This window comes from Lacticaseibacillus paracasei subsp. paracasei (genome assembly GCF_000829035.1).
GTDB lineage: Bacteria > Bacillota > Bacilli > Lactobacillales > Lactobacillaceae > Lacticaseibacillus > Lacticaseibacillus paracasei.
The window spans coordinates 492,494-518,472 of sequence record NZ_AP012541.1; the positions used below are offsets into that span (position 1 = coordinate 492,494).

Here is a 25,979-nt window from a genome sequence, read left to right on the forward strand (position 1 = left end):
GCCACTGCTTAGGCCACAGCGGAAATTGGAGGAAGTGGATTGAATAGCCCGGAGACCAAATTGAACAAAAAATATTCTCCAATATTTGGCGATGGTATTAGTGTTTCGGCCAATGATGTTCAAATGGCAGTTGATGGTATTGTGGCGACTTTGAGTAGGCATACGAGCAATCTTGCGGAAGCAAAAGCAATTTTAGACTTGATAGATCTTGATCAATACGCTGAATTAAAACTGATTAAATAGTCTTTCCGCGCTCGTTATGTAAATGGATTTCGCTACTTCATCTGTTTTTGTTGGTACCGGCGTGATGTGGTCGAAGGACGTGGCCACATCAGCGTTAAGCAAAAAGTCTTTTGTTTCTTTTTTACCAAACTCATCTGAATAAGTTATGGACAAAGAAAACTTTCTGGTTTTTAACTCAATTTCTGAGTTTTTGACTGAAATAACGGCTGCATAGGTCTGGTCGGGTGCTATCAGCTGATTAGAAAATAATTCAAAAGGGTTGTTTTCAAACTTTAGTTGCCCACTGTCAATAGCCGGATCAGCCTTGACTGATAAGATTGTTGCTCCTGTTCGGCCAAAGTTCTTGATCATTAGGTAAATTATTGTAGTTTGCGAAGATCTGACAACTTTAAGAAAAGAAACGATGTACGGCTTGTTTGCATCACGTTCTGATTTAGAACTTCGTATTAAAGCAATTGTTGATAGAACAACAGCCACTATCGAAGTCAGAGCTTGTACGACGCTGGAAAAGAGTTCGTATTTATTCATTCTAATCACCTCTTCGTGATTATCGCACAAAAGGGAGCAAACAATATGCTCTATTCACAGCTTAATCAACGAAATAATTGGCAAAACAAAAACCGCTAAGCGCTAGCACACTTAACGGCCAAAAATGAGGTTTCACATTGATTGACCTCATTATATCACAGAAAGAAATGAGGTAAAACAATGGCCAGAGAAATTGGCAAGCAACTTGACCGTCTTGAATCACTTGCATACAAAGTAAGAACTGATCAGTACCTTTTGGATTATTTGAGAGAATGGGCAGAAACCAAGTGCGATCTATTCAGGGATGATGATCCTCACATGACCGATGGTGAGAAGATTCAAGACCGGCTGTTCCTAAAAGACAACTTTAAAAAATACATGGATATCTTGGGTCAAACATCACTCGATATGATCAAATTCGAAGCAGACTTAATGGATGTTCGCCAAAACATTGCCGATCAATGCTTTCATGAAGGCGGTGTCGATCATGAATGAGAAGCCTGGTTACTATGCAATCATCCCAGCAGGTGTGCGCTATGACAAACAGCTGCCACAAGGAGCCAAGCTCTTGTATGGCGAGATCACGGCACTCACCAATAAGAACGGTTACTGCTGGGCATCGAATGACTATTTCGCAAAGCTCTATTCGGTTAGCATCGGCACTATCAAAAGTTGGCTAAAGTGTCTCGAAGACAATTCATATATCCGCAGAGTCATCAAATATAAAAGTGGAAGTAAGGAGGTTGAACAAAGATTTATTAGTTTAGCCCCTCGGTCAGAAAACTTACCCCCCTCGGTCAGAAAATTGACCCACCCCCGGTCAGAAAACTGTCCAGAAAATAATACAAGTATTAATAATACAACAACATTAGGGGAACCGGAGCTCATTAATTTTTGGGAGAAAAACGGTTTTGGTTTTATCAGCCCAAAGAACCGTGAAGACCTCATGTACTGGGTAGATGATTTCAAGAAGATTGGCTCAACTGACGAGCAGGCAGTTCAGGTAGTCAAACAGGCCATGAGCAACGCAATTGACAATAACGTGCGTCGTTATAGCTATGTCAATGCCATTTTAAAAAATTGGGAATCCTTAAGGCTTACTAGTTTAGAGGCAGTGACGGCCTATGAAGCCCAACGAACACAACGCCAAAAGTCAAAATCAACTTCACGGCAAGCATCTACAGACGTTTATCAAAACCAAGGGGATGTCCAAGATGAAGACTTACCTTGGTAGAGAAGAGGCGTGTGATGAGCAATCTTGAAACTAATCAAGGACGTTTAGCAGCGATCGAAACATTTGCTGAACGTTGTCCCGATTGTGGCAGCCTCTTGTATCGCCCGAAGGGATTGAGCAAAGTAACCGGTAAAAAAATGGCCGGAGTGTGCATGAATTGTGGCTATAAACAGCCACCCACGGAGCCTAAAAACGTCACGCCAGATATGGAAAAAGAGGCCCGCAAGAACCGCACCGTTGGATACTACCTAGCTTATTCGGTATTTAGTACAGACGCGATTATTGCAAAGGATTTCAACAACTTCCATACAGATGGCAGCCTTGGACAGCAGCAGTTGAAACTCTTCGCTGTCGGTTTGTCTAACAAAATATGCCGTAACGAGGTTGTACACGCATTGATTATCGGTGACACAGGAGTTGGCAAGTCACATATTGCTAACGGCATATTAATTGATACTCAGGCCAAGACCGGTTATCGCAAAACATGCCTTTTTATTGACTGGAACGCTTTAATGCAGAGACTCAAGTCTGGCATGAGTGCTAATGCACAAGATGTGCGAATGAAGAACGAGAAAATTATGCATGAGATTGGCAAGGCTGATGTGGTTGTGATCGATGATCTAGGCTCCGAGCGTGGTAGTGATTTTGAACGCCAGACGGCTGATGATGTTTTCAGAATGCGGGAAGACAAAGCAACTATCGTGACAACCAATTTGCACGGACAAGATCTGAATAAGAGGTACGGCGAGCGAACTATGTCCCGTATGGCCAAGCACGGCCAAGGAAATAGCTTTGGCGTTAAAGGAATCCTAGATCAGCGAAAAGAGGCGTTGCCTTGATGAAAGAATACGTGATTATGGACACGGAGTTTAACTCAACCAGTAATCGAGCAATTCAAATATCAGCAGTCAGAATTCGAGACGGTCTGCACATTGCAGATCAGTTCAACCGATTCATTCCATCACCAGATAAATTTGATCAGCTTCACATCATTAGGACAAGTAACATGCGATACAGCGACTATTTAGCTTTACCAAGCCTGCAGCAAACAGTGCGTGACTACGTGGCCTGGATGAGAACTACGATTGACATTGTGGGCTGGTCGATTGAAGGCGATGCGGGCCGCATCAGAGAAACATTTAAAAAGGGGTCACATGGCATCCCCAAGAACTGGAAGTTTATCGACATCGCAGACATCGTTGAAAAGCGGTATAGCTTTAATGCTACGCCTCCGCTGCAAGGACTGGCGAATGTTCTAGGCATACCAGTAAACCGTACTCACAACGCGCTAGATGACTGTTTAAGGACATTTGGAGTTATCAAGGCATTGGAGTCACGAGACGGAAAGCTATTTTGAGGAGAACAAGCTTGAATTTAGCAAAGAAAAAGTAGGAGGAAATACTATGGATAAATTAAATTTGAATCTGAACGAACTGGCTGATGGGGCCATTAAAGAAAAGTTGACAAAGGCATTGGCCCAGGTTACCAATAACATTCTTGATCCTAATACTGATCAGAGCAAAGCACGAAAAGTTACCATTGCGCTTAACTTTAAGCCTGACGATAGCGGAGTCGTTAAGCTTACAACCGATGTCAAAACAACGCTAGTACCAGACATCAGTGTCACCACCAATGTATTGCTTGGACGTGGCGAGGACGGATATATGGAAATGAACGAGTTAAAGTCAGGTACACGAGGGCAGGAATACTTCGACCCAGATGATAGTACGCTAAAAGACGACAAAGGTATCCCAATTAAAGACGATAAGGTAACAGACGCACCGATTGATTTCCGAAAAATCAAGAACGCCAAGGAGGCCAACTAATATGACAACAGAAGCAGATGCACTTAAATTCACAGCAGAACAGGCAGTTACTGCAAATGGTAAACGAATTATCGAAACAAAAAATCGTCAATTTTTGATTAATGGTAACGGTGATATAAGGGAATTTAGACCAAATGATGGAGCAAACGAAGCGTTACAAGTTCACACATTGACTGCAGTTGTCGATTATATCGGGAAGGTCAGCGAACGTTCTGCCAGTCCCTTAATTGTGCAAGTAGTCGATGAGAACAGCGTATTCGTATTAGGAGAGCTCGATGATTTTGGCAACCGGGAAGTCTTGATCAAGGCCAAGGCAATGCATCCCTGCTACCCATACGGTCAATGGCTGGATTCGGAATCATTCATCATCGCACTGCAGGCACAGTTCATGACCACTGAGGATGGCAAAGTGTTGCTTAAATTTGTTGGTAATCTTAAAGACGAATCTGCACAGACGATGGTTGATGACGGTGTAAGCCAAGTTGCAACCGCACGCAGTGGTGTGGCATCCGTTGGCAAGGTGGTGTCCCGAATCCAATCTCACTACGGCCATATCGTACATTTCTGGAAGTTGAGCAACAGGAAAGTGATTTTGTCTTTCGGATGCATGAAGGTCCAAAATTGGCGCTCTTTAGTGCTGACGGTGATGCGTGGCGGAACACAGCAATTGATCTTGTTGCCGAATACCTTAGTGAGAAGCTTGTAAAATTTAGCAAGCACGTGACAGTACTTGCGTAAGGAGACATAACATGGCTAATAAAGTGGAAAGGGAGTCGAATTCGACCCCCTTAACCAAGAAACAGAAAAGCTGTCAGTATTGCCAAGAGCCGCATAAACCTATTGAAGCAGAAGATGGTAGTTTTCTGCGAATAGGTATGTCTGGTGGGAACTGTTGGGACGGAGTTCATCCTGAAAAAATAAATGATGCGGCAATACACACCTGCACCGCAGTCGGATTTGATAATGCTGAGGTTGATGAACCGATTGCAATCAATTATTGTCCGATGTGCGGACGTAGGCTGGAAGCAAAGCAATGATTGCCGTCATCTTGCTCATCGCAGTTGCTTCAATATGGGCGTGGGCTAACTGGGAAAGAGGAAAATGAAATGAATTCGTTATTAATAAAGCTACTTATTTGCGCGGTTATTACTGTAGTCATATGTGCATACTTCTTTTGGCTGCTTTTTGATCATTTTGTTAGCAATAGGCGCAGCAAGACGGTTCAAATTGGCAGCACGGTCTTCATCGTCAGAATTGGCAAAAAGCAATATGTATCTTACTTCAGCAAATGTAGCAAGGAATTTAATACATCAATCGAAATTGATTCATCTAAACTATTTGTGCTAAGGCATGACGCTGAAGCTGCTGCAGAAGTTTCTGGCGGGATTGTATTAACCTTGCCAATCAACATTGACGATCCAAACGAACTTAAATATTAGCAGGAATAATCCTGATTCAATGTAAATAAAAAGCGCGCCTGATGAGGGACGCGCTGGAGGCCAGACGTACGATTGAGAGTAAATGAAATCAAAGATTAGGAGTTGGCCTCCAATGACAGTATAGCAAACGCACATGTTGAAAGTACATTTAAAAGCATCAAAAAAGCGCGCCGGGTGTTGACGCGCTCTGGAGGCCAAACGTACACGTGATTGATAGCAAATGGAATCATTTAAAAGGAGTTGGCCTCCGTATGCAGTATACCAAAAAGCGCGTCACATAAGCAACGCGCGGGAGGTGCTTGAATCAGATTGTTCCCCCAACTTATAAGGTTAACACGCATAAGAAAGCATCTCCAAAGGTAGTATAGCAAAAGTCGCCCTGGATTAACAGGACGACTCAGTCTAACAAATCGAATTATTTGAACAGCAGGTATATCACAAAAAACAAAAGCGCACCACGAAGGCACGCTTATCCTACAAACCCAACCAAATCATACCATAAGGAGTGGACGCAGTGGTGCGAGCAACGAGATATTTTAGCCCAATTGATCATGATAAAACAATTGAAAACGCCAAAGAGGTCTTGGGGAACTACTGGCATCACAAGCGGCTCGCTCAACGCACCAAAATAGCGCTCAGAAGTCCCGTGATGGACGGCATGCCTAAGTCACCTAGCTATGGAAATAAAGCCGAGGACAAGCTCGTATCGCACGCTGACGAGCTGTACTATATAGCGTGCTGTGAAGGCGCTATTGAATCTATAGAGAATGAAGACTACCGGATCATTTTAGTTGAGAGCTATCTGACTCCAAAGACGACACGTAAATCCAGCCTTCAGTTAGCCGCTCACTTGCATGTTGACCGAACGACCCTTTGGCGACAAACACAAGAAGCTCTCTATGCTTTTGCTGAAATATGTCCGCTAGTGAAACTAGATGCAACATCCGTGCAACAATGATGCAACAAAAAACACGCTTTTCTGCCTTATTATGTTATTGTGCCAAAGGTGAGAAACCTGAGACACCGCGTTTTTCCTCCGAGCCTCAGTGATGATAAAGCTGTGGCAAGGCGTGGCAAATGGACTGGCTGAGATAGTCAGGCGGTTTCGATTCCCGCATGCCACATTGCCAAACTAAGAGCCTGTTTAGTGTCTTTACGGAATAGCTAAATTTCAGGTATGCTTTGCACAAAAACTGGAGCTAACTATGCGAACTTTTACCCATCGATATGGTAGCGATATTACGCGTGACCAATTTAACCTCATTCGAGCTGATCTTGAAGATGCACGGAAACATACTGCACCAAGACAAATTGATTTGTACGATGTCTTTTGTGCAATGCTGTATACCATGAAAAATGGGTGTACTTGGCGTGATCTCCCGAGTGATTTTCCAAAGTGGCAAACTGTTTATTATTACTGGGTGCTTTGGACAAAACAAGAGAACCCAATCGAGATGGCCCTATTAACCAGGGTTTTAAAAAAACTGTCGCTTTCCTACGATTTAGCCAAGGCCGGTCAACTAGAACTTCGTTCCTGATACTGGATGCTCAAAGTGTTAAAAACACGGACACAGCAGAGAATTCAGGTTATGATGGCGGCAAAAAGATTAAAGGTATCAAACGGACATTAGCTGTTGATAATCAAGGATTGCCCCAAGGAATTCACGTCACCACTGGTGACGTATCTGATCGTGACGCTGCTAGTTCGCTATTGATGTTACATGCAGATCAATTTGACCTTGTCCAGCGAATCATGGTTGACGGCGGCTATACGGGAGATAAGTTTGCCAGCTTAGTTGGCAATAGCATCGGTGCAGATGTCATCATTGCCAAGCAAAGTGATTTAAAGCATGGCCATGTAACCCCACAACGTTGGGTGATTGAGCGAAGCTTTGGCTGGCTAGAAAAATGCCGTCGCCTCTGGAAAAACTGCGAACGCAAGCTTCACACTAGTACAATGATGATAACGTTAGCCTTTCTTCGCTTCATGCTCAAAAGACACTAAACAGGCTCTAAGGCGTAAAATCTGAACTTTGGCAACCCGACCTGATAAAGAAGTGCCGCTTAAAATATCAGGAGGTGCGTTAAAAGACTAATGCTAGGATACCCAAATGTGTGATATGGCATTTGTCGTCTATGTCTAGCGGCTTGGCATAGAACGAGGCCGAAGAAACGAGATGTTGTGGGACCAAATCCCACCGGCCTCATTGTCCAGTTTAGCGACCGGACACAGCTTGCGATGACCCCATCTGACACTGGGAGAGCGAGCAGCAGACATATGAAGCACAGATATCACCACAATGTAGTATTCCAGTTCACGCTGGGGTACTATTTTTTTGAGGTGATTAGAAATGAGCTTTATTTCTGGATTTTTGACTAAAGACTTTTGCTCAATTGTGGCAGATGGAAGAATGTCTCAAGGAGCAAAAACGGTTGGGGAAAACTATAAAAAATTTATGTTAGCCGAATCAAACATTTTGATTGCAACTACAGGAAACGCTCAAGTTGCTGACATAATAAAGGACTTCATAAAGCGATTACATGTTCAAAGCAACGGAGCTCAGTTAAACTGGCAACTTTACGTAAATGTGATCCAACAGTTTGTTAAGGAAACGTTAAAGGAGGCAAAAGACATAGATGGAAATTGCGTAAATCAAATTGTTGTTATTTGCGGAGTTAATGGTAACAAAATCATGGCTTTGGCATTTGGACAAACTGACGCAGGTTATATTCAACGTGAGTACTTGCCTGAGGAAAATGAGCAAAAGTTCTTTACTATGACTCCTCCAGGTGTGAATCCAGATGCCGTCACTAAGGAGTTCATCTCGATTACCAACAAAATCGAGATTAGAACATATAGTGACATAGTTATAGTTCAAAGCAAATTGCAAGATTATGTGGCAGAAATCGATTCGGGAAAATCAGTTAATACACATAAGATGGGGGCGAGGATAGACGGAATCAACGGAAGATTTAAAGAATGGTCCTCTGGTAATTAAACTACCCGAGTTTTTAGACTCGGCCGGGGATCAATGCCCAGAGATTTCGGGTGGGAAAGTTGATATTATTTGGCTTTGACGCTTCGGCGTCTTTTTATTTACACGAGCACTCCGCCAAACGGTGAGGTGCTATTTTTATGCGACGGATTTACAATTCAAGTGCAACAAACTAGTCAAATAGAAAAGACTGGCAAGAATGTCAATGGTCCGGACAAAAATTGTACGGTTCTGCCGAATGCGTATGGTTGTCACTTAAATTCACGCATTATCAGATCTTTTATCAGCGTTTAATCTTGTTTAACGTGCCATAGGTACGACAAACAAGCCCTGACATCTGGTGCTTTCCCCAGGGCTGTGCGCCTATTGAACGGTTACTTATGCAGCTGCTGACTTTCTTTTGCAAGCACCGCGACCGTTGGTCTCGCGATCATGATTGTAGAAGGTGTTGTAACGAGCAATGGATTCAGTGACGTCTAAAATTGATTCATAGTTGATCTGCTCCAACCGGACCCATTCTCGTTTCAATAGCGAATGGTAGGCCTCAATCCGCCCGTTATCAGCCGGTTTGCCTTTGCGCGAATATGAGTGACGCAGGTGCGCATCTGTCAATGTTGTCTCAAACAAACGACTGGTATATTGACTACCCATATCGCTATGAACCATCTTAAAAGTATAACCTTGGTGAATTAACGCTTGAATCGGTGCGACCGCGAGGTCTTGTGTCATCTGTTGACCCACTTGCCAAGCTAAGACTTTTCTCGCTTTTGGATCATACGCTGTTGCAAGGTAAACCCAGTTTTGGTTGATCAGTTGAATATAGGTGATATCGGTGGTCACGACCTCAGACAAGTCAGCTAGGTGTCGCATTAAATTAGGTTTTTGGGGCATGTCAGTGGTTGTGGTAGGCTTTTTAGAGCGTTTACGATACATTGTCGATTGAATCCCCAATTCACGCATGACTTTCCAAATCGTGCGGTCACTTAAGCGGCATTTAAGTAATTTACGAATACGTTTAGCAATCCGCACGTATCCGTAAAACTTTCGACGTTGCCAAAGAACCTGAACCAGCTCTTTAAGCTTAATTCGGCGGCGATTTCGTGACTTAGGATGCCACCTTAACCAGTCATAGTAGGTACTCGAAGGGATCCGTAACGCTCGGAGAATAACTGTGATGCGGTGCCCCCGGCTCAATTGATCTTGAATCATAAAAAGAGCGGCCTTTCGGCCGCTATGAATCAACGCTTTGCCAGCAACACCGCCGCTCGTTTTAAAATATCGAGTTCTTCCCTCAAACGGCGATTTTCTTTTTGAAGTTGCTTGAACTGTTCGTTGGTCACAGCAGTACCTTGATGATCAATGGCAATGACAGTGGCCGCCTGAACCCATTTGCGAATAGTGTCTAAGGAAGGACCGTATTCTTCATGTAGTTCTTTGAATGAGTGTCCTTTTTCATGAAGATCAATCAAGGTTTGCTTAAATTCGGGGGTGTAGCGAATAGCTGTATTGGTCATAAAATATTCCTCATCTGTCAATTATCGCACAAACTATTTTTGTCCGTAATTACAGCATAGGAGCCCATATCAACGCTATTTTGAGCAGCATACAGCGATGCCAACGATGGTTGATCTATCAAATACCCTTAAACAACAGCCCGAAGAAGAGGGAAAGCAAATTGCGCTTGAGCTTGAGCCATATATTGAAGGGTCGTTGTCTGTTTTTGCGCATCAAACGAACGTAGACAACGACAATTCAGTGGTTGTCTATGACGTCAAGGATTTAGGTAAGAACCTGCGGTCAATGGGTATGTTGATTGTGCTTGACCAAATCTGGAACCGGATTACAAAGAACCGGAACTCAGGCAAACGGACGTGGATTTACGTTGATGAAATGCAGCTGCTCTTGAGCAATGAATTTGCATCTAACTACTTCTTTGAACTGTGGTCGCGTGCCCGTAAATGGGGCGCGTTGCCTACTGGGATTACGCAAAACGTTGAAACCTTGCTACTGAGTGATAATGCCCGCCGCATGTTGTCTAACAGTGAATTTGTGCTTTTGCTTGACCAAGCTGCCAATGACCGTGATCAGCTCACAGAAATGCTGCATCTGTCTGAACAGGAGGAAGGCTATATCACCAATGCCGACTCCGGCCATGGCTTGATGATTGCGGGTGACGCCGTCATTCCATTTGAGAATGACTTTCCGAAAAAGACCAAGCTTTATAAGATTATGTCCACGAAACCAGAGGACATGGAGCAATATATTTCCCGCAAGAAACTGCATGAGGATGGGGGCGAGGTGAGTGGCGAATAATTGGAAAGACATGCTGCTTAATAAGCAGCATCATGACCCTAAAGACGCTTTAGTCAGTAGTGATCCGAGCCGGTTTAAGAAAGCCTTGCGCGGTAACAAATATCGCATACAAAGCGTTGGCGGCTTTGGTGGCAAACGTTTTGTCCGAAAAAAAGGGCAGTTTAGGCGTGGCCTTTTAGCACAAAACGCTAAGCATAAAAAGAAACAGACTAGTTGGGTCAAACGCTTTCGGCACCGTAGTAGAGAAGCGCTTCAACATGGCGCGATTGAAACGGCTAAGAAGAGTACCGTACTGGCAGCTACCAATGGTCAGCAAAATGAAGAGCAAAACGATCCAACCTACCAAACGTTGTCAAAGACAACGCAAGGAGGGAGCCGCTTAAAAGCCCGGTTGAAGCGCCATAGGAATCGTAAAGGCAAGCGACTAGCAAAAAAGTTAGGTAAGCCAGTTCAAACTTCATACAGCCGTAAATCCGTCAGAAAAATGATGAAGCAGCGTGCTTTAAAGGGTGCTACCTTCTCGTGGCGTCATCCTATTAGTTCAATCAGGCATCTGTTAAAGGCCATTCTGATGCTACCAGTCGTGATCAAGTCGATGGCTATTCTCCTATTAGTGGGACTTGTGTTTGGTCTGATCGCCTTGATGAGTTCCATGTTTGGCTGGTTGGTGCCTACGATGTCGACGACAGCCGATTCTAAGCCCTTAACTGACGCCTACAGTTACATTACGGAGTTGGACACTGATGCCACTAAGAAGGTCATTGACAGTATGGCTAACACGGACGGAAACGGACGTTCACTGATTATCAATGGTCAGGAAGCAACAACAGATGGGATTGAACTAATCTCGGACTTTGACCGTGAGTTGGCCTACTTGTCGATTAAATATGATGACTTTACAGTCGACGATGCGTTCAAACAAAAGATAAAAAAATTACATGATCAAATGATGTCGGTCACAGTTGATTCAAAAACTGTGACCGTCAATTTGTCTAGCTTTGATGAGTGGGAGAAGAACCATCCTAAAGCACTCTCACAAGATGATAAAGATCGGCTAGATGCAATGGGTCAAGTGGGTCAATATCGAACGCAAGAGATTCTAGGATCGCCCTTTGAAGATCAGAATGCAACGATCATGGTCAACGACCGGTACGCCTGGCGAATGCGTGGCGGACAAAAGAACATGTCTAATCACATTCGGATTTCAAGCGAGACTGGAAAAAAGATTGTGGCCGTGATGTCCGGCACAGTGACTGCCTGTTCAAATGGAAGTGTGACGATCGCAACTGATGGTAAACGAACCGTGACCGGTGGGCTCAAAACCGTGACGGTTAAACCAAACCAGGAAATCAAGAAAGGAGATCAAATCGGAACTAGCGAAAAGAACATCACTCTTCAGCTTATCAAAATCACGCAGCAGAGCGCTCCAGACGAGTCTTCATCAACACCATCATCGTCGAGCACCTTAGAAAGCGTCTCTCAGGCACCAGGTTTATCTTCAAAGAACTCTTCCTCCGCTTCCAGTTCAACCGTTGTGGTAAGTTCAGCACCTTTGCCACCTATTGAGGAAGAATTAAATCCTGCCTTTGCTTTACCAAATGTGAAATACACGTATGCCACGACTTATGGCTTGGTGACCAGTGGTGGCAATTTAACGGGTCAAGACTTTGACGCCAACAAGTTTCATGCCGCGTGGGTTAAGTATTTTTCTAACGGTGTTTTGGTCGACAAGGAAAGTTACTCAATCGACGCAGCTAAAAAGGCTGGCGTTAATCCGGCGCTTATTGCCGCAATTATGGGGACAGAATCCTCATGGGGAACAAGTGCTGCGGTTCGTGGTGCAAATAATCCTAGTGGTCAAATGAGTGGTGGTACGATCATTGCCTATCCATCGCTAGAAGCTGGTATTGATGCCACCCGGAACACGTTGCATAACTTAGTTGTTACCCGTGGTTTGAATACTGTCCAGAAGTTAGGCGCCGCCTATGCACCTATTGGCGCCATTAATGACCCTAACAATCTGAATCTTAACTGGGTACCCAACGTCAACAAACTTTTAGCCATTTTTGGATTCAAGAGTGGTGACTCAATCGGTAATATCACGCTGCATAATGGTGGTAATTCTTATCCTGTAGGTCAGTGTACGTGGTGGGCAAAAGCCAGATCCGGATGGGCTGCTAATAACTGGGGCAATGGTGCTGACTGGGGTAGCTCAGCAGCCGCCGCAGGATTCAGCGTCGATCATACCCCTCAACAAGGGGCATTGGTCAGTTTTGCCGCAGGCCAAATGGTTGGTAATTGGCAGGCAGACCCGGTATACGGGCATGTGGCGTATGTAGAATCAGTTGATTCGGATAAAGGGACAATTACCATCTCTCAGGGAGGAACGGGCTTCAAGCAGCAACCAGGGCCAAATTTGCAAACGTTAGGAAACGTGGGAGCTTACACCTATATTCACCCACGGTAAAAGGAGGAAGACGATGGAAGGACACAAATGGCGTCACTGGCTATTACCACTGTATGCCGTGCTAATGACGGCTTTGATGGTCTTAGGCTGGTATCGTTGGTCGGACAGTCAAAGCGTCTTACAAGAAACAAAAACGCATTTGAACGCAATAACAGGCGGTGAATCAAAAAAGGTAGATAAAAGAGTCCTTGTTTTTGCGGATTTAGTTGTTGGATATCGTGCGGATCAACAAAAACGACACGATCAAATTGAGAAGCTATCGACCAAAGCAATAGCAGATCAAATCGTACCACCGGCTAATATTGGTAAAGCGGGTGTTGGTCCGGATCTGTCTTATAAGGTTACGTACCAGCATCGCGAGGTCACTTATACACAAGCAGGTTCCGAAACAATTGCAATGGCACGGGTAGCATACACTATCACCAGCGACGGCAACAGAATAAAAAACGATTTAGTGCTGCGCTTGCCGATGAAGCAGCAAAAGATAATTGGGTGCACGCTATATCGTCTCAATCAATCACAGGCAAGTCATGACTAATAAAGGAGCGATCAATAATGGCAAGTACGAGTCTGGAAAAGCGAATCAAGAGTAAAGAGAACCGGATCAAAGAACTAGAAGAGCAGCAAAAAAAGGTGCAGCAACAATTGACGGCCGCAAGGCGTGATCTCAAAGTCTTAAAAGCCGATAAGGTTGACGCGTTGTTATCTGAGAGCCATCTAACTTATGAAGACATTGCGAAGCTACTTAAAAAAGAAACCCATGATGAAGCCCCTAGGTTTCATTAATGATCGTACAAGAGGCATGGAAGGGAGGGACTGATGTGGGTCGGAAAAAAGATAAAGAGACTGACACCATCAAGATTACCAATCAAGAGGGGATCGCGTTAGCTACCGACCCGCAACCGTTTGATGATGGGCTAGCACAGTTACAAGCGGCTAGTGATCACCTGTTTGATTTAGCGCAACATGGTAGCTGCCAAATCACGGCCTATCACCGTGACCAAGTTGCCTTTTCCGTCAAGATTAAGCTACCGATTGAAGGGAAAATTGAAGATCTGATCACAGACTTAATTTCTCAGCGGCAAGAGGTAACTTCACCACCAGCAACAGACGTTTCAGTAGCGAATGAAACTGAACCGGATTCTGCATCTGAACCTGTTTCTACCGACTCGTTAGCGGCTGATACAACCCCAAAAAGGACACGTAACCAATCACATAGAACCGTTGCCAAAAAACCGAAACAAAATGCCATCAAATTACCTTCAATTTCATTAACAAGGGTTAGCCGATCGTTTCTCAAACACCTGATAACCATTGCCGTTTTGCTGATAATAGCAGGCGGTTTTTTGTTTGGAACAAAACTAGTCGTTGATGCGTACAACGCCCCCCCAAGCTACACCTCCCTGATTAAGAAGGGGGATTATCTTCAAGCCGGCAAGTTGTATCCAAATCGACGGGACGATGTGCGTAAAACCCTCACAGATCAAAGTAACGTGAAGCAACTCGCTAAGTTTCAACGTATCTACCCAAAAGCTGAGACACTGTTTGATCTTGCTTACCTGCAACACGATTATTCAAAGGTCATCGCGATGAGTAATCGTGTGACGCTATCTCAGGAGCGCCAAGCCAAACTCGCCATTGCCTATGTTCACACTAAGCAATTCGATGCCGCTGAGCTGATTAACGAGCAGCTCAAGAGCAAAACACTATCAGAGGTGATTGCGCTGGGGTATGTGCGGCAAAAGGACTTCGACAAAGCTCAAAAAATCAACGACAAACTAAAGGACTCAACCATTAGCCAAGCGATTGAAGTCGGGAAAAAGTATGCGGCTGGTATTGATGCTTTTAACAAGATTGCAAGCGATCCGAAACAACCTGCAGACAAGCGTCAGCAAGCTAAGCAAACCGTTAAAACGTTTGAACATGCTCTGAACACATTAGGAGAAAGTAACAACCCAAATTCGTAAAGGAAAGCGTGATAAAGATGCCAACATCAAGCCAAGAAAAACAACCACCAAAGAGTACCAAAGAGTTACTGGCGTTGGCGCAAGATGGCGCCAAAAAAGTCTTCTCTACTGACGAGTATCGAGAGTATTTAAAGTTCATCAGCGGGTTTCATCAATACAGTGTCAGAAACCAGTTACTCATCTATTTACAGAACCCACATGCCACTTTTGTTGCGGGGTATCACACATGGAAAAATCAGTACCATCGACAAGTTAATCAACACGAAAAAGGTATCAGGATATTGGCGGGTGGTGAACACAAGTACGAAAAGAGAATTCGGCAACCTGATGGCACCATCAAACGCATAAAAGAGACCAGGGTATTCTGCCGACCGGCGGCTGTCTTTGATTACTCTCAGACCAGCGGTGAGCCTATCAAAATGTTCACACATGAGCTGACTGGTGAAGTACCAAATTATGCCACTATTTATAGCAAACTTGTTCAAGCAACTGACTTTCATGTGGGCTTTAGCCATGAGATGCCAAGCAGCGAAACCAAGGGTGTTACTCGCCCACGCAAAAAAGAAATCCAATTGCGTTCCGGTATGAGCGAGAAGCAAACCATTAAGACGCTGATTCATGAACTCGCGCACAGTGAATTACATTGTGATCCCAAGTTAAAATTGGATCGTTCAACCATGGAATTGGAAGCTGAAAGTACCGCGTTTATCGTTTGTCAACATTTGGGAATTGACACGAGTGATTACACGTTCCCTTACCTTGCTGTTTGGTCGAAAGATAAGGATTTTCCCAGCTCTCCAAAAGCTTAACGCGTATCCAATCCACCGCCGAAAAATTCAATAAAACCGTCGATCAAAACCTTGAAAAGATTCGTGAGAAACCGTTGACGCTTGATCAAAAAATAGAACGCGCTAAAACCATTGCGACAACGGAAAACATCGCAAAAAAAGAGCAAGGGCTGGTGCAAGCAACGCAGGAGAAAACACGCTAACCCATTTGTTGAATACTCTCACTCAAGAGGACACTCCAGCCCTTGCTTTTCTCCAGCCCTTGATCACCCAAGAAAGGAATTACCAACATGAAAACCATTGATGAAATGAACGAATTTGATCGTGACATTATCTTGCTTCATCGCAAGTCTGTGAGCGAAGATACACCACCGGCAATTCTACAAAAGGTTAAAACAGTACGTGATGATATTTCTAATGACCTGACGGGTATCACAGATCCAATTGAGAAAGAATTTACCCTCGAATGTTACGACGAAACGATCCGAAAATTAAGCGACCTTTCGGTCGAAGAATATCAGAAATGGCTAGGCCAAAATAAGAACTTAGAAGGGTTTGAACTTTGATTTTGGAGGGTGTCGCAGACCCCTTCAAAATAACGGGGGATTGGGGGCGTGCCCCCAAAACAAAATTGACTATCAGCGGAGCTGATGATGAGTCAATTTATCGCAAGTGTACGTACACTTGCAAATCTCGCGACAGTAGAAAAACATCAAAAAAGCAAAATCTGGAATTCACAGATTGTGCTCTTTTTTAACCTTCAATTTCGAAGCTGCGTCACTGATAAATGACAACCAAGGAGTGAATCGAAAATGGGAAACTATGCAGGTAACAGATCACGTCCAGAACGTAAGTATGTGACATTGTCACACGATGAACTCAACTTCTTAACTCTCCGAATTACCAAGTCAGGCAACCCGCCCTTTACAACTTTTGCACGCAACTCGTTGCTAACTAGCAAGATGGTTCATGTTGAGTTCACGAACACGAAAAAGATGCTCGAGCAGTTATCGAGAATCGGTAATAACTTAAATCAAATTGCTCATCGTGCAAACGAAACTGAAAAGGTGACAGGAGAAGATATGGCCGAGGTTAAAAATGAAGTCTACGACCTCTTTACAGTCATCAATGACAACTTGTTGCATCGTCTTGATCTTGTCCAACGTTATGAACGGGTGGTCTTAAATGGCAATCACGAAAATACACCCGATTAACCGTTCAACCAAGGATGCAATCAAGTACATCAGTGACCCACTCAAAACTCGTGATGGTGAGTTGGTCGAAGGCGTCCATTGTGCTCCTCCATTTGCTGCGTTTGAGTTTGAAATGTTAGCTAATATGTCGCACGAATACAACGGTAACTACGAGCGCGTTGGTGGTCGTCACGTTGGTGGTCAGCGTCTACATCAAGCAGCCAAAAGCTACCACTTGATTCAGTCTTTCTCGCCAGACGATCACGTCACTCCGGAGGAGGCTCACGAGATCGGTTTACAACTCATGCGCGAACTGCTTGGCAACGATTACCAGTTTGTCATTGCGACTCACGTTGACAAAGATCATATTCACAATCACATCATCTTTAACGCATACTCGATGACAACCTTAAAGAAGTTCCGGAGTCAACCTTACATCACGGCTAATCGGATCAAGGAAATCAGTAATCGTTTGACCGCTGAGCATGGGTTGTCCGTGTCCTTAAGACGTGATGAACAACTCGATAAAAATGGCTTTGTTCACGATAAGGATGTTCACCAATCATTCCGTGCGGAGTTGCGTCGCCGACTGCGATTTGTTGCGTCTCGTGCAACATCACCGGAAATGTTTGACCAGCTATGTGAACAGCTAGAAATCACGACAACGAAGCGTGGTCAAGATAGGGGGTATCGGTTGCCTGACCAGCAGCGCAATATTCGCGACAAAAGTCTATCTGATATTGGTTCATACACGTCGGAAGGTATTAAAACAACCACTGCTGAGAATGCTGACAATCAACTACGATTGATGGCCTTAATTGATGATGTCTATGGTATGTGTGACAGCCTTGATGATTTAACTTTCATGCTGCAACAGGAACATGATGTTACCCTCAAACGGCAGCGCAATGGTAGCTATCAATTCACATTTCATGATGGTACTAAAATGCCCGCGGAACTTCTACCCCCTGCCTACCAACTAAACTATATGAATGAGCATTGGCATGACCCCAATGCTCTCAAAACAAAGGTGGCAGCTCCTGATGTTTTAGCCGAGTATCAGGAACAAACCAAGTCGAAGATGACCAACACCGAAACCTTAATGGACTTGTCTGAGGATCAGGTGCTAAGTGTTGATGAAAAGGGGGCTTTGGTTCAACTAGAAGTGCCTAATGAAGGACAGCTAACAGTTCACTTGAATCGTTACGAATTGCGCGGTGATTCTGATCATTTGCAAGTTGCGCTACAAGCCAATTATTACTACACATTAACGGATCAATCAGGAAAACGGCCACGCGCTGTTTCAATCCGTGGTGAGGCATTGATACACGCGATTGATCTTGATCAAGGATTGAATCCTGAACTGGTAAAAGTTCCTCCTCAAGCTGTCTTTGGTCACTCTGACAAGGGACTAACGATTACGCTACCTGATGCCGGTTATGAACGGGTCTTTATCCCTAATGACGCCGTAAATTATGACCGGTTGCATCACCAGTACACCGTGCAAATTGGCAATCGCTGGCACTACAATGCAACGCCCTTTGCTACGTTGAACGATCCAGAACCAAAATCAGTTAGTTTGACAGGAGCCGCGTTGAAACCTGCATTAAAGTCAACGCAGCCGGTGTTAGGACGTTGGTTAATAGCCAATCGGCAACGTCAATATATGCAAGCTCAGCAAGCTGACGTGAAGCGCTTGTCAACCACGCTTGGTGAATTGAGAGCCAACCATATCACTGACCGTCAGTCATTAGGCCGGCAGGTAACAACGGTCAAAGCGCAGCTCCATGACGTGCAGCAGAAAATTGAAATGCTTCACGATAAGATTACCACCTACAACGACTTAGCAAAGTTCATCTTTACCCGCAACCAATATCAACCAATTATTGACAAATTAGAGGACGTTTCACCAAATGAGCAACACCGGCTCACTAGGAAGTACCAACATGAAATAAATATGTATCAAACCGCCGTGCTACATTTGCAAAACCAAGACTTTAACCCACTACTGATTAACGAAGAAATGGCGAGTGTCATCACAGACCAAGAAAAAACCCTACGGTCATTAGAACAAAGTCTCAAGCAGCAAACCATCATGGTCAACAAGTGGGAGGACATTGCTGAATTAATGAACAATTTACAAGGTGAACCGTCCCAGGAAGGGCAAGAACAGCAACATCATCATGATATTGAACGATAGGACGCCTAGGCGTCCTTTTTTGATGCAGAAAGGAGTTAACCGAGATGGTCACAAACAAACAGAAACGACTCAGTAAAGCAACGATTGACCACGCGAATCACGTTGCCATTGTGGCGATTGCCGAAGCGAATGGCATTGCCCTAGTGCAACAGTCCAATGGCTATTGGCGTGGGGTCGAACATGACTCATTAGTCATTAATGACAAGAAGAATCTCTTCCGTTGGAATAGTCGCGATGTTGGTGGCGGTGCATTAGATTTTGTGCAGCATTATTTAGGCATCAGCAGTTTTCGCGAGGCAGTTGCGTATCTGAATCATGCAGCTTTAGAGCGAGCTGAAACTATCACGCATAAGGTTCGTGAGCCGTTTCAATACAACTTTAAAAATAGTCCTAACTTTGAGCAGGCCACTAAGTATCTAACGACGGTTCGGAAACTTGATCCACAAATTGTGGACTTACTGCATCGCAAAGGCTTTATCCAACAAGACGAGCATGGCAATGCCATCTTTGTCTGGTCAAGGAATGACAAAATCGTAGGGGCAACGGTACAAGGCACGAGAATTGACCATGAGCATTTGGGTAAACGGGGTACCTTCAAGCAAATTGCCAAAAACTCACAAGAAAACTTTGGCTTCAATTTGTCACTAGGCAAGCCTGAACGGCTTTTAATGTTTGAGGCGCCGATTGATGCCCTGAGTTATTGGTCACTGCATCGTGGCTTGAATCACGTCACGTTGATGTCGATGGACGGCTTGAAGCCAAATACGGTCAAACAAGGGCTGATTTATTTCTGCGAGAAAACTGGTCATGGGCCGTCAGAGATTGCTTTTGGGGTCGACAATGACCCGAGTGGTCATGTCTTTTATGACCAGATGCGGGCTGAACATGCTTTAGCGAGTGTGCCGTATACGAGTCTAATCCCAGCTGACCAAGCAATTCCACACGAGTGTCTAGCACCAGTTGTCAGTGCTGCAAAGCAGGCAGCCATTCCTACCGTCGCTTTGATGGCGTATCTGAAAGTCGCCGTCAATTTACAGCCCGGTCACGGTATAGCAAACGGCTATCATTATCAGGATGCCCTTACCAAAGGCTCTTTTGCAGACTTACCTGAAATTGCCACACAGCTCAAGCCGTATCTACAATCGAACGGTATCGATTGGCAAGCCTACTTTAAGCAACATGCCCCTGATTTAGCATCAACGGCTCGTAACAACCTAGTCGGCCGAATCAAAGGAGTTGCGCGGCAATACCAAAACGGAGATTTTCAGGTGGTTCAGGACGTTCCAAAGGATTGGAATGATCGACTACAAATCCATGAGCGTTCAAAGAGCAAAGGTTTGACCTTGGATCAAAAAATAGCAGCAGCAAAAGAAAGGGCAGTGACGGCCAATCTTAGAATTGCACCCAAGCATTATGATCAAGCGCTGGAGCGATAGTTTTCTATTATCGGGTCTGCGAGCTTTTTGGCGTCCCTTGTCTCGACGTAACAAGACGAGGTGGTTTCCCTCGTCCGTTACCTAACAGAAACTTGATTGGCTATATGAGACGACGTAGTACGTTGCCTAGAGCGCGTGGGCGGGGCAGGCGCCCCACGCTCCTCGGCCTTGGCCGACTAACGTTAAGCCAAAAAGCTCGCAGACCCGCGGACACCAAAACGGCCATATCCCTTGTGGCTCTAGGAATATAGCCGTTTATGTGCTATAATATTATTAGCAGAAAAGTTAATGACGGTTGGCAAATCCAATCACAAAGAGGTGGTCGCCTATGAAAGACGTCCAAAATCTAAGTGAAGGGAGGTGCCTGTTTGTCCGATGCTGAGAACCTGTCTAGTATCTTTTAAGAACTATCTTCAGGAAGGCCAATACAACCATTTGAAGACTGCTGTTAAGGGCACGTTCACAGTTTTTCCAAAGTCGCCGACATTTATCTAGCCAACTCCATGAACGTTCAACGATCCATCGTTTCGGTAACACCGTGAACATATGCAACTCGTTGCGTTTAGCTACCGTCGTCTTAGCATTCAAAATGAGCTTCACCTGATCCGCAAAGTCATTGCCAGTGTAGCCACCATCAACCATGACATGCTGAACCAGCTCTAAATTTTGGCTAGCCAAACTAAACATAGCCAATGCACCTGAACGATCTGATACATTAGCTCGTGTCACGAGAATGGCTTGTGGTAAACCATTAATATCAACCGCCATATGACGCTTAATCCCTGAAATCTTTTTGCCGCCATCGTAGCCACTATTTTTCGTTAAATCAGTGGTTTTAACACTTTGAGCATCAACAATCACAAACGACGTTCGGGCCGATCGGCCCTGTGCAAAGCGATAGGAAGCAACAGTTTTTTTAAAAGCCTTTCTAATAGCGAATCAGCTGTCGGGTCTGGTTTATCTCGCCACATATCGTAATAGCGGTAGACAGTGTGCCATTCCGGGAAATCGTGCGGTAATTCACGCCATTGACACCCTGTAGTAAGCGAGTAAAGGATGGCATTGAATACGTCATAAAGATCATAACGACGCGGTCTTGTATGCTTGCGGAAGTTTTCTAAATCAGGTTGTATTAACGCAAATTGCGCTCGAGAAATATTGCTTGGATAATCTGGCATGACAAACTCCTCAGTCGGTTTTCCACAATTCTACCAGATTCAGCAGATACTAGACAGGTTCTTAACCTACAGTACATAAAAATGGCCAGAACTAGTAGTGGATAGCCCTGGCCTGGAACCAATATTTAAAAAGTGCGTTCTATTACAGCAGTTCAATAACCGCTGCCACTTCACCTGCCTCAATCGCGCCATCATTCACTTCGACCGCCAGTTCTAAATCTTTACTGTTGGTCACCACAACAATAATCGTTGTACTTTTTCCCGAAGCCTCGACGATCGATCGCTGCATCGTTGCAAGATCCTGTCCAGACTGAACACGCTCGCCCACTTTCACAGAGATGGTGAAGGGCACACCTTTTAATTCAACTGTGTCGATCCCCATGTGAATCAGGACATCCAAACCTTCTTCAGTATGGATCCCAATACCATGCAACGTGTTCGCTATCATCGTCACCTTACCTGAAACTGGTGAGACGATACGATCACTGGCGGGGTCGATCCCATAACCTGCTCCCATGATGCCGCTAGCAAAAACCGGATCGGTCACTTCAGAAAGAGGCTTGACTCTTCCATTGGCAGTGGCTGCAAGCGCCAAGGGTACCCTTTTCTTTCCAAATAAATTAAACATCATTACACCTCCTGTCATGCATTGATTGCGTCTTGGTAATCGAGTAAATCTGCGAAGTGGTTCAACACCACATCTGCGTGACTCTTAACTGCTTGTGGTGCCTGATTAATGCAATACGCTTGGTCAGCTGCTTCAAACATAGGGACATCGTTGCCAGAATCTCCCACACCAACGACGTTTCCAGAAAATCCCATCTTTAGTGTTTTGATTGCTTCGCCTTTATTAGTGTTCTTAGCCGTTACTTCGATCCGTTTCCCATCGCTTTCATAGAGACCAAGCTCTGGAAAGTGTTCTTGCATCTCAGAAAGCACCTGATAAAAGTGTACACTTCCTGGCCTTACATTGATTTTATAGATACGCTCCGCAGCTACAGCTTCATGCGGCTCTGCTAAGCAGATCAAATTCATTCCCCACAATCTTCCCTTATCGTTAGTTGTATAATTACCAATTCTTCGCTCTCCATCAAGGGCATCGAACGTCAGCGCTGTTGCTTTGAGATATTGCATCACCGCTCGCAATGCAGTCTGAGGAATTGGTCGATCCACTATTCTCTTTCCATTACCATCCTCGACGATTGCCCCATTAAAACAGATCTTATAGTCTGCATGTAGGTTCCCGACACGTTCAACAAAGGCAATCTCTTTCGGTGATCGACCTGTAGCGATGCCAACGTAGAAGCGTTCTTGTAACTTGTGGAACGCTATCCTGTCGATTGGTCTGATTGTATGTGAATCATAGACAAAGGTTCCATCTAGGTCAGTTATTACGATCGCATTTTTATCCATTGCTAATCATTCCTATTCTGTCATACCAAGGATATCCTGTATCTCCATCTTCAAAACGTTCGCGTGACCGCCATAAATCGACTGGTTCTGCATACCAGACTGATTGAACCCCATCGCCCCAAGATCATTAACAATTGTCTTCGAATCGACGAGACTCTTGTCCTTAACGTTGATTCTTAGTCGTGTGATGCAGGCATCAACCGCTTCAATGTTATCAGGACCACCGTGCGCCCTAATCAGCGCCACTGCTTGGTCGTGATCTGTCATTTTGCCACTTTTAGCAGATGCAACCGATACGGCTGGTTGATTATCTTTTAGCGTGTGCACGCCCATTTTCTTACGGGTCTCATCCTTACCATGAAGAACAATCTCGCTACCATCGTCTTCACGTCCCGGCGTTTTAAAGTCAAATTTGATAATTGCGAACCGAAAGACAAAGTAGTACATGACAAAGCAGAAAACTCCGACTATTGGCATGATCCACCAGTGCGTCCGCGGTCCCTGAAGCACACCATAAATAATGTAGTTGATCAAACCGTGCCCCGTTGGTGTCAGGAACCGTGCGCCCAAGGCTGAAGTAACTGCCATGGTCGTTCCTGCCAGTACCGCATGAATGCCATACAGTGCCGGGGCAACAAACAGGAATGTGAATTCGATTGGTTCAGTTACCCCTGTCAGAAAGGCCGTCGCAGCAGCTGCAAACAGCAAGGAACCAACTTTTTTCTTGTTTTCTGGCTTCGCGCAGGTATACATAGCTAAAGCCGCCCCAGTGAGCCCAAACATATTGTAAACAAACTTGCCACTGGAAAATCTGGTAATCATTGGATTGATTGCACCACCATGAGCAAGTGCAGCCATGTATGCAGCAATTGTTCCCTGGTACTCTTGTCCACCAATATAAAAGATACCTCCGAGCTCAGTGGTTCGAACCGGCCAGTTCAATCCGTGGTGTAAACCGAAGGGTAAGAGTAATCGTTCCACGACCCCATACAAGAAGGTCCCAATCGATCCGGATTTAAGAATCAATACTGATAGTGCGGCAATTCCTGCCTGAACTGTCGGCCAAACGAAGAAGAAAGCAACCGCAGCTATAGACATTACTGGCATGATGAGAATAGGCACTAGTCGTGGTCCGGAAAAGAAGTCTAAGACCTTCGGAACGTGCATTTTGATTGCCCGCTTATGGACAAAGTAGACAATGACCCCAGTGATGATACCGCCAAAGACGTTTAAGTCCATCGTTTGGATGCCTAAAACTGTGGTTTGCATCTTATCGGCTAAGGCCAGCTTAGCAACCGTGTCCGTCAGCCCTGCTGTGTTAACCAATTGGCCGGTTGTAGAAAGAAGGAAATTTAATATCGTATGGAGTGTTAAAAAGCCCAGTAAACCTGAAACTGCGGCTGAACCTTTTTCGTGTTTTGCCAAACCAACTGCCACGCCAACCGCAAAAATCAATGGTAGGTTGTTAAAGGCAGCAGAACCCATCTTACTAAGAAAGCCCATCACGAACTGGAATACTTGATTTTGCATCCAGGGATACATCTTGATAGTATCGGCATTTGTAAATGCAGAACCTAATCCTTGAAGAATCCCCGCAGCTGGAAGAACCGAGACAGGTAAAAGGAACGATCGCCCAAACATCTCAAATCCTTTAGTCCAATTTCTACGCGCTTTTGATGGTGCCATAGTATAGCCCCCTATTATTCATGTATAACACGATTTCACAGTTATCGTAGCATTAAGCATTAAAAAAGAAGGCGCTTTCACAAAAGCGCCCTCAACAGTTTTTTTTGACTATGTGAGTTATTTATGTCCATGCGGATGAGACAGTATATACTCAAAGATAATATCGATAGCCACATTAAGCATTAATCGCGATCGCATTCTCTTACGCGGCACCGCTTCTTGGTAGACAAGGATGTTGCAATCGGAGAACTTCGCCACTGAATCTGCGCCAATTCCAGTAATTGAAATAATTTTTGCTCCAGTTGCCTTAGCCCGAACCAAAAACTGGTTCACAAGATGGTTCCCTCCACCAAGTGAAAGGATCACAATTACATCGTCAGCTTCGGCCAAACCTGCAATATCTCGGATCGAATAAAGTTCATTAAAGTCATTGATCCAATAATCAAGCAGCTTCAACTTGCGTGTAAAATCACCCACGACGCTGACGGAAGATCCGCTCCCGACGCAAAAGATTCGCCGCGCATGATTGAGGTGCTCGACGAACTCTGCGACATTCTCTTCGCTCAACATCTGCAGCGTCTTATCAAACTCACTCGTGATTCTTCCCGTAATCGTATCAAAATCTTCAGAAGGTAGTGGGGCTGCCTGTTCGTCTTGCGTCATCGCGGCCGAGTATTTCAGTTGAGAAAAGTTGCTGTATCCTAACTTTCGTGCGGCACGCATCACGGTTGCACTTGAGACAAAAAGTGCATCCGTAATCGTCTTAATCTTTAATCGATCGATGTTGTGATCTCTCATTACAAAATCGATGACCAGTTGTTCGTTGCTACTTAGAGTTTCGTAATGCCTCGCAATCTGCTCAAAAAATGTGTTCATAGCCGCCGTCCTTGGTATTTAATAGCACAATATTACACTATCAATTTATGATATCTTTACATTTTAAACTTTACTAAATTATACAGCAAAGAGCAGTTGATTTTTGGGGTCTACAATTTCAGGTAGTCTAGTTTAAAAAACGGAGAGTTATCGCCAATGCAAACATTTAGCCTCCTACAGCAGTGACATTAACTGT

General features: G+C 44.6%; 27 protein-coding genes and 3 pseudogenes. 22 read left to right on the forward strand and 8 right to left on the reverse strand.

What is annotated here, in order from left to right:
• Positions 1-39 precede the first annotated feature (39 nt).
• Positions 40-243 (forward strand): hypothetical protein, encoded by a 204-nt coding sequence (locus LBPC_RS02365; RefSeq protein WP_003572201.1) that lies wholly within the window; start codon positions 40-42, stop codon positions 241-243.
• On the opposite strand, the gene LBPC_RS02370 is transcribed toward LBPC_RS02365, so the two are convergent.
• Positions 226-771 (reverse strand): hypothetical protein, encoded by a 546-nt coding sequence (locus tag LBPC_RS02370; RefSeq protein WP_003586921.1) that lies wholly within the window; start codon positions 769-771, stop codon positions 226-228. The genes LBPC_RS02365 and LBPC_RS02370 overlap by 18 nt on opposite strands.
• Before the next feature lie 180 nt (positions 772-951).
• Between LBPC_RS02370 and LBPC_RS02375 the strand changes: the two genes are divergently transcribed.
• From LBPC_RS02375 to LBPC_RS02430, 11 genes and pseudogenes are all read left to right on the forward strand, one after another.
• Positions 952-1,266, forward strand: a complete 315-nt coding sequence (locus LBPC_RS02375) for a hypothetical protein (RefSeq protein ID WP_003661649.1) — start codon at positions 952-954, stop codon at positions 1,264-1,266.
• Positions 1,259-2,005 carry a DnaD domain protein gene (locus tag LBPC_RS02380; RefSeq protein ID WP_003589923.1) on the forward strand — a complete coding sequence of 249 codons (747 nt, stop codon included), beginning with the start codon at positions 1,259-1,261 and terminating at the stop codon, positions 2,003-2,005. Before LBPC_RS02375 ends, LBPC_RS02380 begins: the two co-directional genes overlap by 8 nt.
• A 14-nt stretch (positions 2,006-2,019) precedes the next feature.
• Entirely contained in the window at positions 2,020-2,844 is an 825-nt protein-coding gene (locus LBPC_RS02385; protein ID WP_003589925.1) for an ATP-binding protein, read from the forward strand.
• Positions 2,844-3,362 carry a 3'-5' exonuclease gene (locus LBPC_RS02390; RefSeq protein ID WP_003574016.1) on the forward strand — a complete coding sequence of 173 codons (519 nt, stop codon included), beginning with the start codon at positions 2,844-2,846 and terminating at the stop codon, positions 3,360-3,362. Before LBPC_RS02385 ends, LBPC_RS02390 begins: the two co-directional genes overlap by 1 nt.
• 46 nt (positions 3,363-3,408) lie before the next feature.
• A complete protein-coding gene (locus tag LBPC_RS02395; protein WP_003597560.1) occupies positions 3,409-3,831 on the forward strand; it encodes a hypothetical protein in 423 nt (140 codons plus the stop codon).
• 1 nt (position 3,832) lies between these two features.
• A pseudogene (locus LBPC_RS02400) lies at positions 3,833-4,569 on the forward strand (hypothetical protein).
• Between the two features lie 11 nt (positions 4,570-4,580).
• A complete protein-coding gene (locus LBPC_RS02405; protein ID WP_003661650.1) occupies positions 4,581-4,868 on the forward strand; it encodes a hypothetical protein in 288 nt (95 codons plus the stop codon).
• Positions 4,869-4,937: 69 nt separating this feature from the next.
• Positions 4,938-5,270, forward strand: coding sequence for a hypothetical protein (locus LBPC_RS02410; RefSeq protein WP_016383959.1), 333 nt, complete (start codon positions 4,938-4,940; stop codon positions 5,268-5,270).
• Between the two features lie 514 nt (positions 5,271-5,784).
• The gene (locus LBPC_RS02415; RefSeq protein WP_010493154.1) at positions 5,785-6,228 is read left to right on the forward strand and encodes an ArpU family phage packaging/lysis transcriptional regulator; all 444 of its coding nucleotides are present in this window, start codon (positions 5,785-5,787) and stop codon (positions 6,226-6,228) included.
• A 247-nt stretch (positions 6,229-6,475) separates the two neighbouring features.
• Positions 6,476-7,275, forward strand: a protein-coding gene (locus LBPC_RS02420) for an IS5 family transposase (RefSeq protein WP_371859054.1) whose coding sequence is annotated in 2 segments (ribosomal slippage) — positions 6,476-6,755 and positions 6,755-7,275 — 801 coding nt in all. Because the reading frame shifts where the segments join, the coding sequence is not laid out codon by codon here.
• 346 nt (positions 7,276-7,621) lie between these two features.
• Entirely contained in the window at positions 7,622-8,269 is a 648-nt protein-coding gene (locus tag LBPC_RS02430) for an Ntn hydrolase family protein (protein WP_003661653.1), read from the forward strand.
• A gap of 375 nt (positions 8,270-8,644) precedes the next feature.
• On the opposite strand, the gene LBPC_RS02435 is transcribed toward LBPC_RS02430, so the two are convergent.
• Positions 8,645-9,508, reverse strand: a complete 864-nt coding sequence (locus tag LBPC_RS02435; RefSeq protein WP_003663214.1) for an IS3 family transposase — start codon at positions 9,506-9,508, stop codon at positions 8,645-8,647.
• On the reverse strand, positions 9,505-9,780 hold the full coding sequence (locus LBPC_RS02440; RefSeq protein WP_003566536.1) for a transposase: 276 nt from the start codon (positions 9,778-9,780) through the stop codon (positions 9,505-9,507). Before LBPC_RS02440 ends, LBPC_RS02435 begins: the two co-directional genes overlap by 4 nt.
• Positions 9,781-9,838: 58 nt before the next feature.
• Between LBPC_RS02440 and LBPC_RS02445 the strand changes: the two are divergent.
• From LBPC_RS02445 to LBPC_RS02495, 10 genes and pseudogenes are all read left to right on the forward strand, one after another.
• Positions 9,839-10,579 (forward strand): annotated as a pseudogene (locus tag LBPC_RS02445) (VirB4-like conjugal transfer ATPase, CD1110 family); the annotation flags it as partial.
• Positions 10,569-13,046, forward strand: a complete 2,478-nt coding sequence (locus LBPC_RS02450; RefSeq protein ID WP_003661656.1) for a CHAP domain-containing protein — start codon at positions 10,569-10,571, stop codon at positions 13,044-13,046. The pseudogene LBPC_RS02445 and the gene LBPC_RS02450, both read left to right, overlap by 11 nt.
• A gap of 13 nt (positions 13,047-13,059) precedes the next feature.
• Positions 13,060-13,584: a hypothetical protein gene (locus LBPC_RS02455; protein ID WP_003661657.1), complete on the forward strand. Its 525-nt coding sequence runs from the start codon at positions 13,060-13,062 to the stop codon at positions 13,582-13,584.
• Between the two features lie 17 nt (positions 13,585-13,601).
• Positions 13,602-13,832, forward strand: coding sequence for a hypothetical protein (locus LBPC_RS02460; protein ID WP_003661658.1), 231 nt, complete (start codon positions 13,602-13,604; stop codon positions 13,830-13,832).
• Positions 13,833-13,867: 35 nt separating this feature from the next.
• Entirely contained in the window at positions 13,868-15,013 is a 1,146-nt protein-coding gene (locus LBPC_RS02465) for a hypothetical protein (RefSeq protein WP_032781066.1), read from the forward strand.
• A 17-nt stretch (positions 15,014-15,030) separates the two neighbouring features.
• Positions 15,031-16,004, forward strand: a pseudogene (locus LBPC_RS02470) (ArdC-like ssDNA-binding domain-containing protein).
• A gap of 87 nt (positions 16,005-16,091) precedes the next feature.
• Positions 16,092-16,367 (forward strand): hypothetical protein, encoded by a 276-nt coding sequence (locus LBPC_RS02475; protein ID WP_003589454.1) that lies wholly within the window; start codon positions 16,092-16,094, stop codon positions 16,365-16,367.
• Positions 16,368-16,613: 246 nt separating this feature from the next.
• Positions 16,614-17,015, forward strand: coding sequence for a MobC family plasmid mobilization relaxosome protein (locus LBPC_RS02485; RefSeq protein WP_016363316.1), 402 nt, complete (start codon positions 16,614-16,616; stop codon positions 17,013-17,015).
• Complete coding sequence (locus tag LBPC_RS02490) at positions 16,987-19,194, forward strand: relaxase/mobilization nuclease domain-containing protein (RefSeq protein WP_003661663.1); 2,208 nt, start codon at positions 16,987-16,989, stop codon at positions 19,192-19,194. Before LBPC_RS02485 ends, LBPC_RS02490 begins: the two co-directional genes overlap by 29 nt.
• A gap of 44 nt (positions 19,195-19,238) precedes the next feature.
• Positions 19,239-20,630 carry a DUF3991 domain-containing protein gene (locus tag LBPC_RS02495; RefSeq protein ID WP_003589449.1) on the forward strand — a complete coding sequence of 464 codons (1,392 nt, stop codon included), beginning with the start codon at positions 19,239-19,241 and terminating at the stop codon, positions 20,628-20,630.
• 390 nt (positions 20,631-21,020) lie between these two features.
• On the opposite strand, the gene LBPC_RS15100 is transcribed toward LBPC_RS02495, so the two are convergent.
• The 5 genes from LBPC_RS15100 to LBPC_RS02525 all read right to left on the reverse strand — a co-directional run bounded on the left by LBPC_RS15100 (position 21,021) and on the right by LBPC_RS02525 (position 25,783).
• Positions 21,021-21,808, reverse strand: a protein-coding gene (locus LBPC_RS15100) for an IS5 family transposase (RefSeq protein WP_099973804.1) whose coding sequence is annotated in 2 segments (ribosomal slippage) — positions 21,021-21,541 and positions 21,541-21,808 — 789 coding nt in all. Because the reading frame shifts where the segments join, the coding sequence is not laid out codon by codon here.
• 142 nt (positions 21,809-21,950) lie between these two features.
• Positions 21,951-22,436, reverse strand: a complete 486-nt coding sequence (locus LBPC_RS02510; RefSeq protein WP_016364952.1) for a PTS sugar transporter subunit IIA — start codon at positions 22,434-22,436, stop codon at positions 21,951-21,953.
• Positions 22,437-22,450: 14 nt separating this feature from the next.
• Complete coding sequence (locus LBPC_RS02515; RefSeq protein WP_003587161.1) at positions 22,451-23,221, reverse strand: HAD-IIB family hydrolase; 771 nt, start codon at positions 23,219-23,221, stop codon at positions 22,451-22,453.
• Between the two features lie 12 nt (positions 23,222-23,233).
• Positions 23,234-24,907, reverse strand: a complete 1,674-nt coding sequence (locus LBPC_RS02520; RefSeq protein WP_003661665.1) for a PTS transporter subunit EIIC — start codon at positions 24,905-24,907, stop codon at positions 23,234-23,236.
• A 117-nt stretch (positions 24,908-25,024) separates the two neighbouring features.
• Complete coding sequence (locus LBPC_RS02525) at positions 25,025-25,783, reverse strand: MurR/RpiR family transcriptional regulator (RefSeq protein ID WP_003587165.1); 759 nt, start codon at positions 25,781-25,783, stop codon at positions 25,025-25,027.
• Positions 25,784-25,979: the final 196 nt, after the last annotated feature.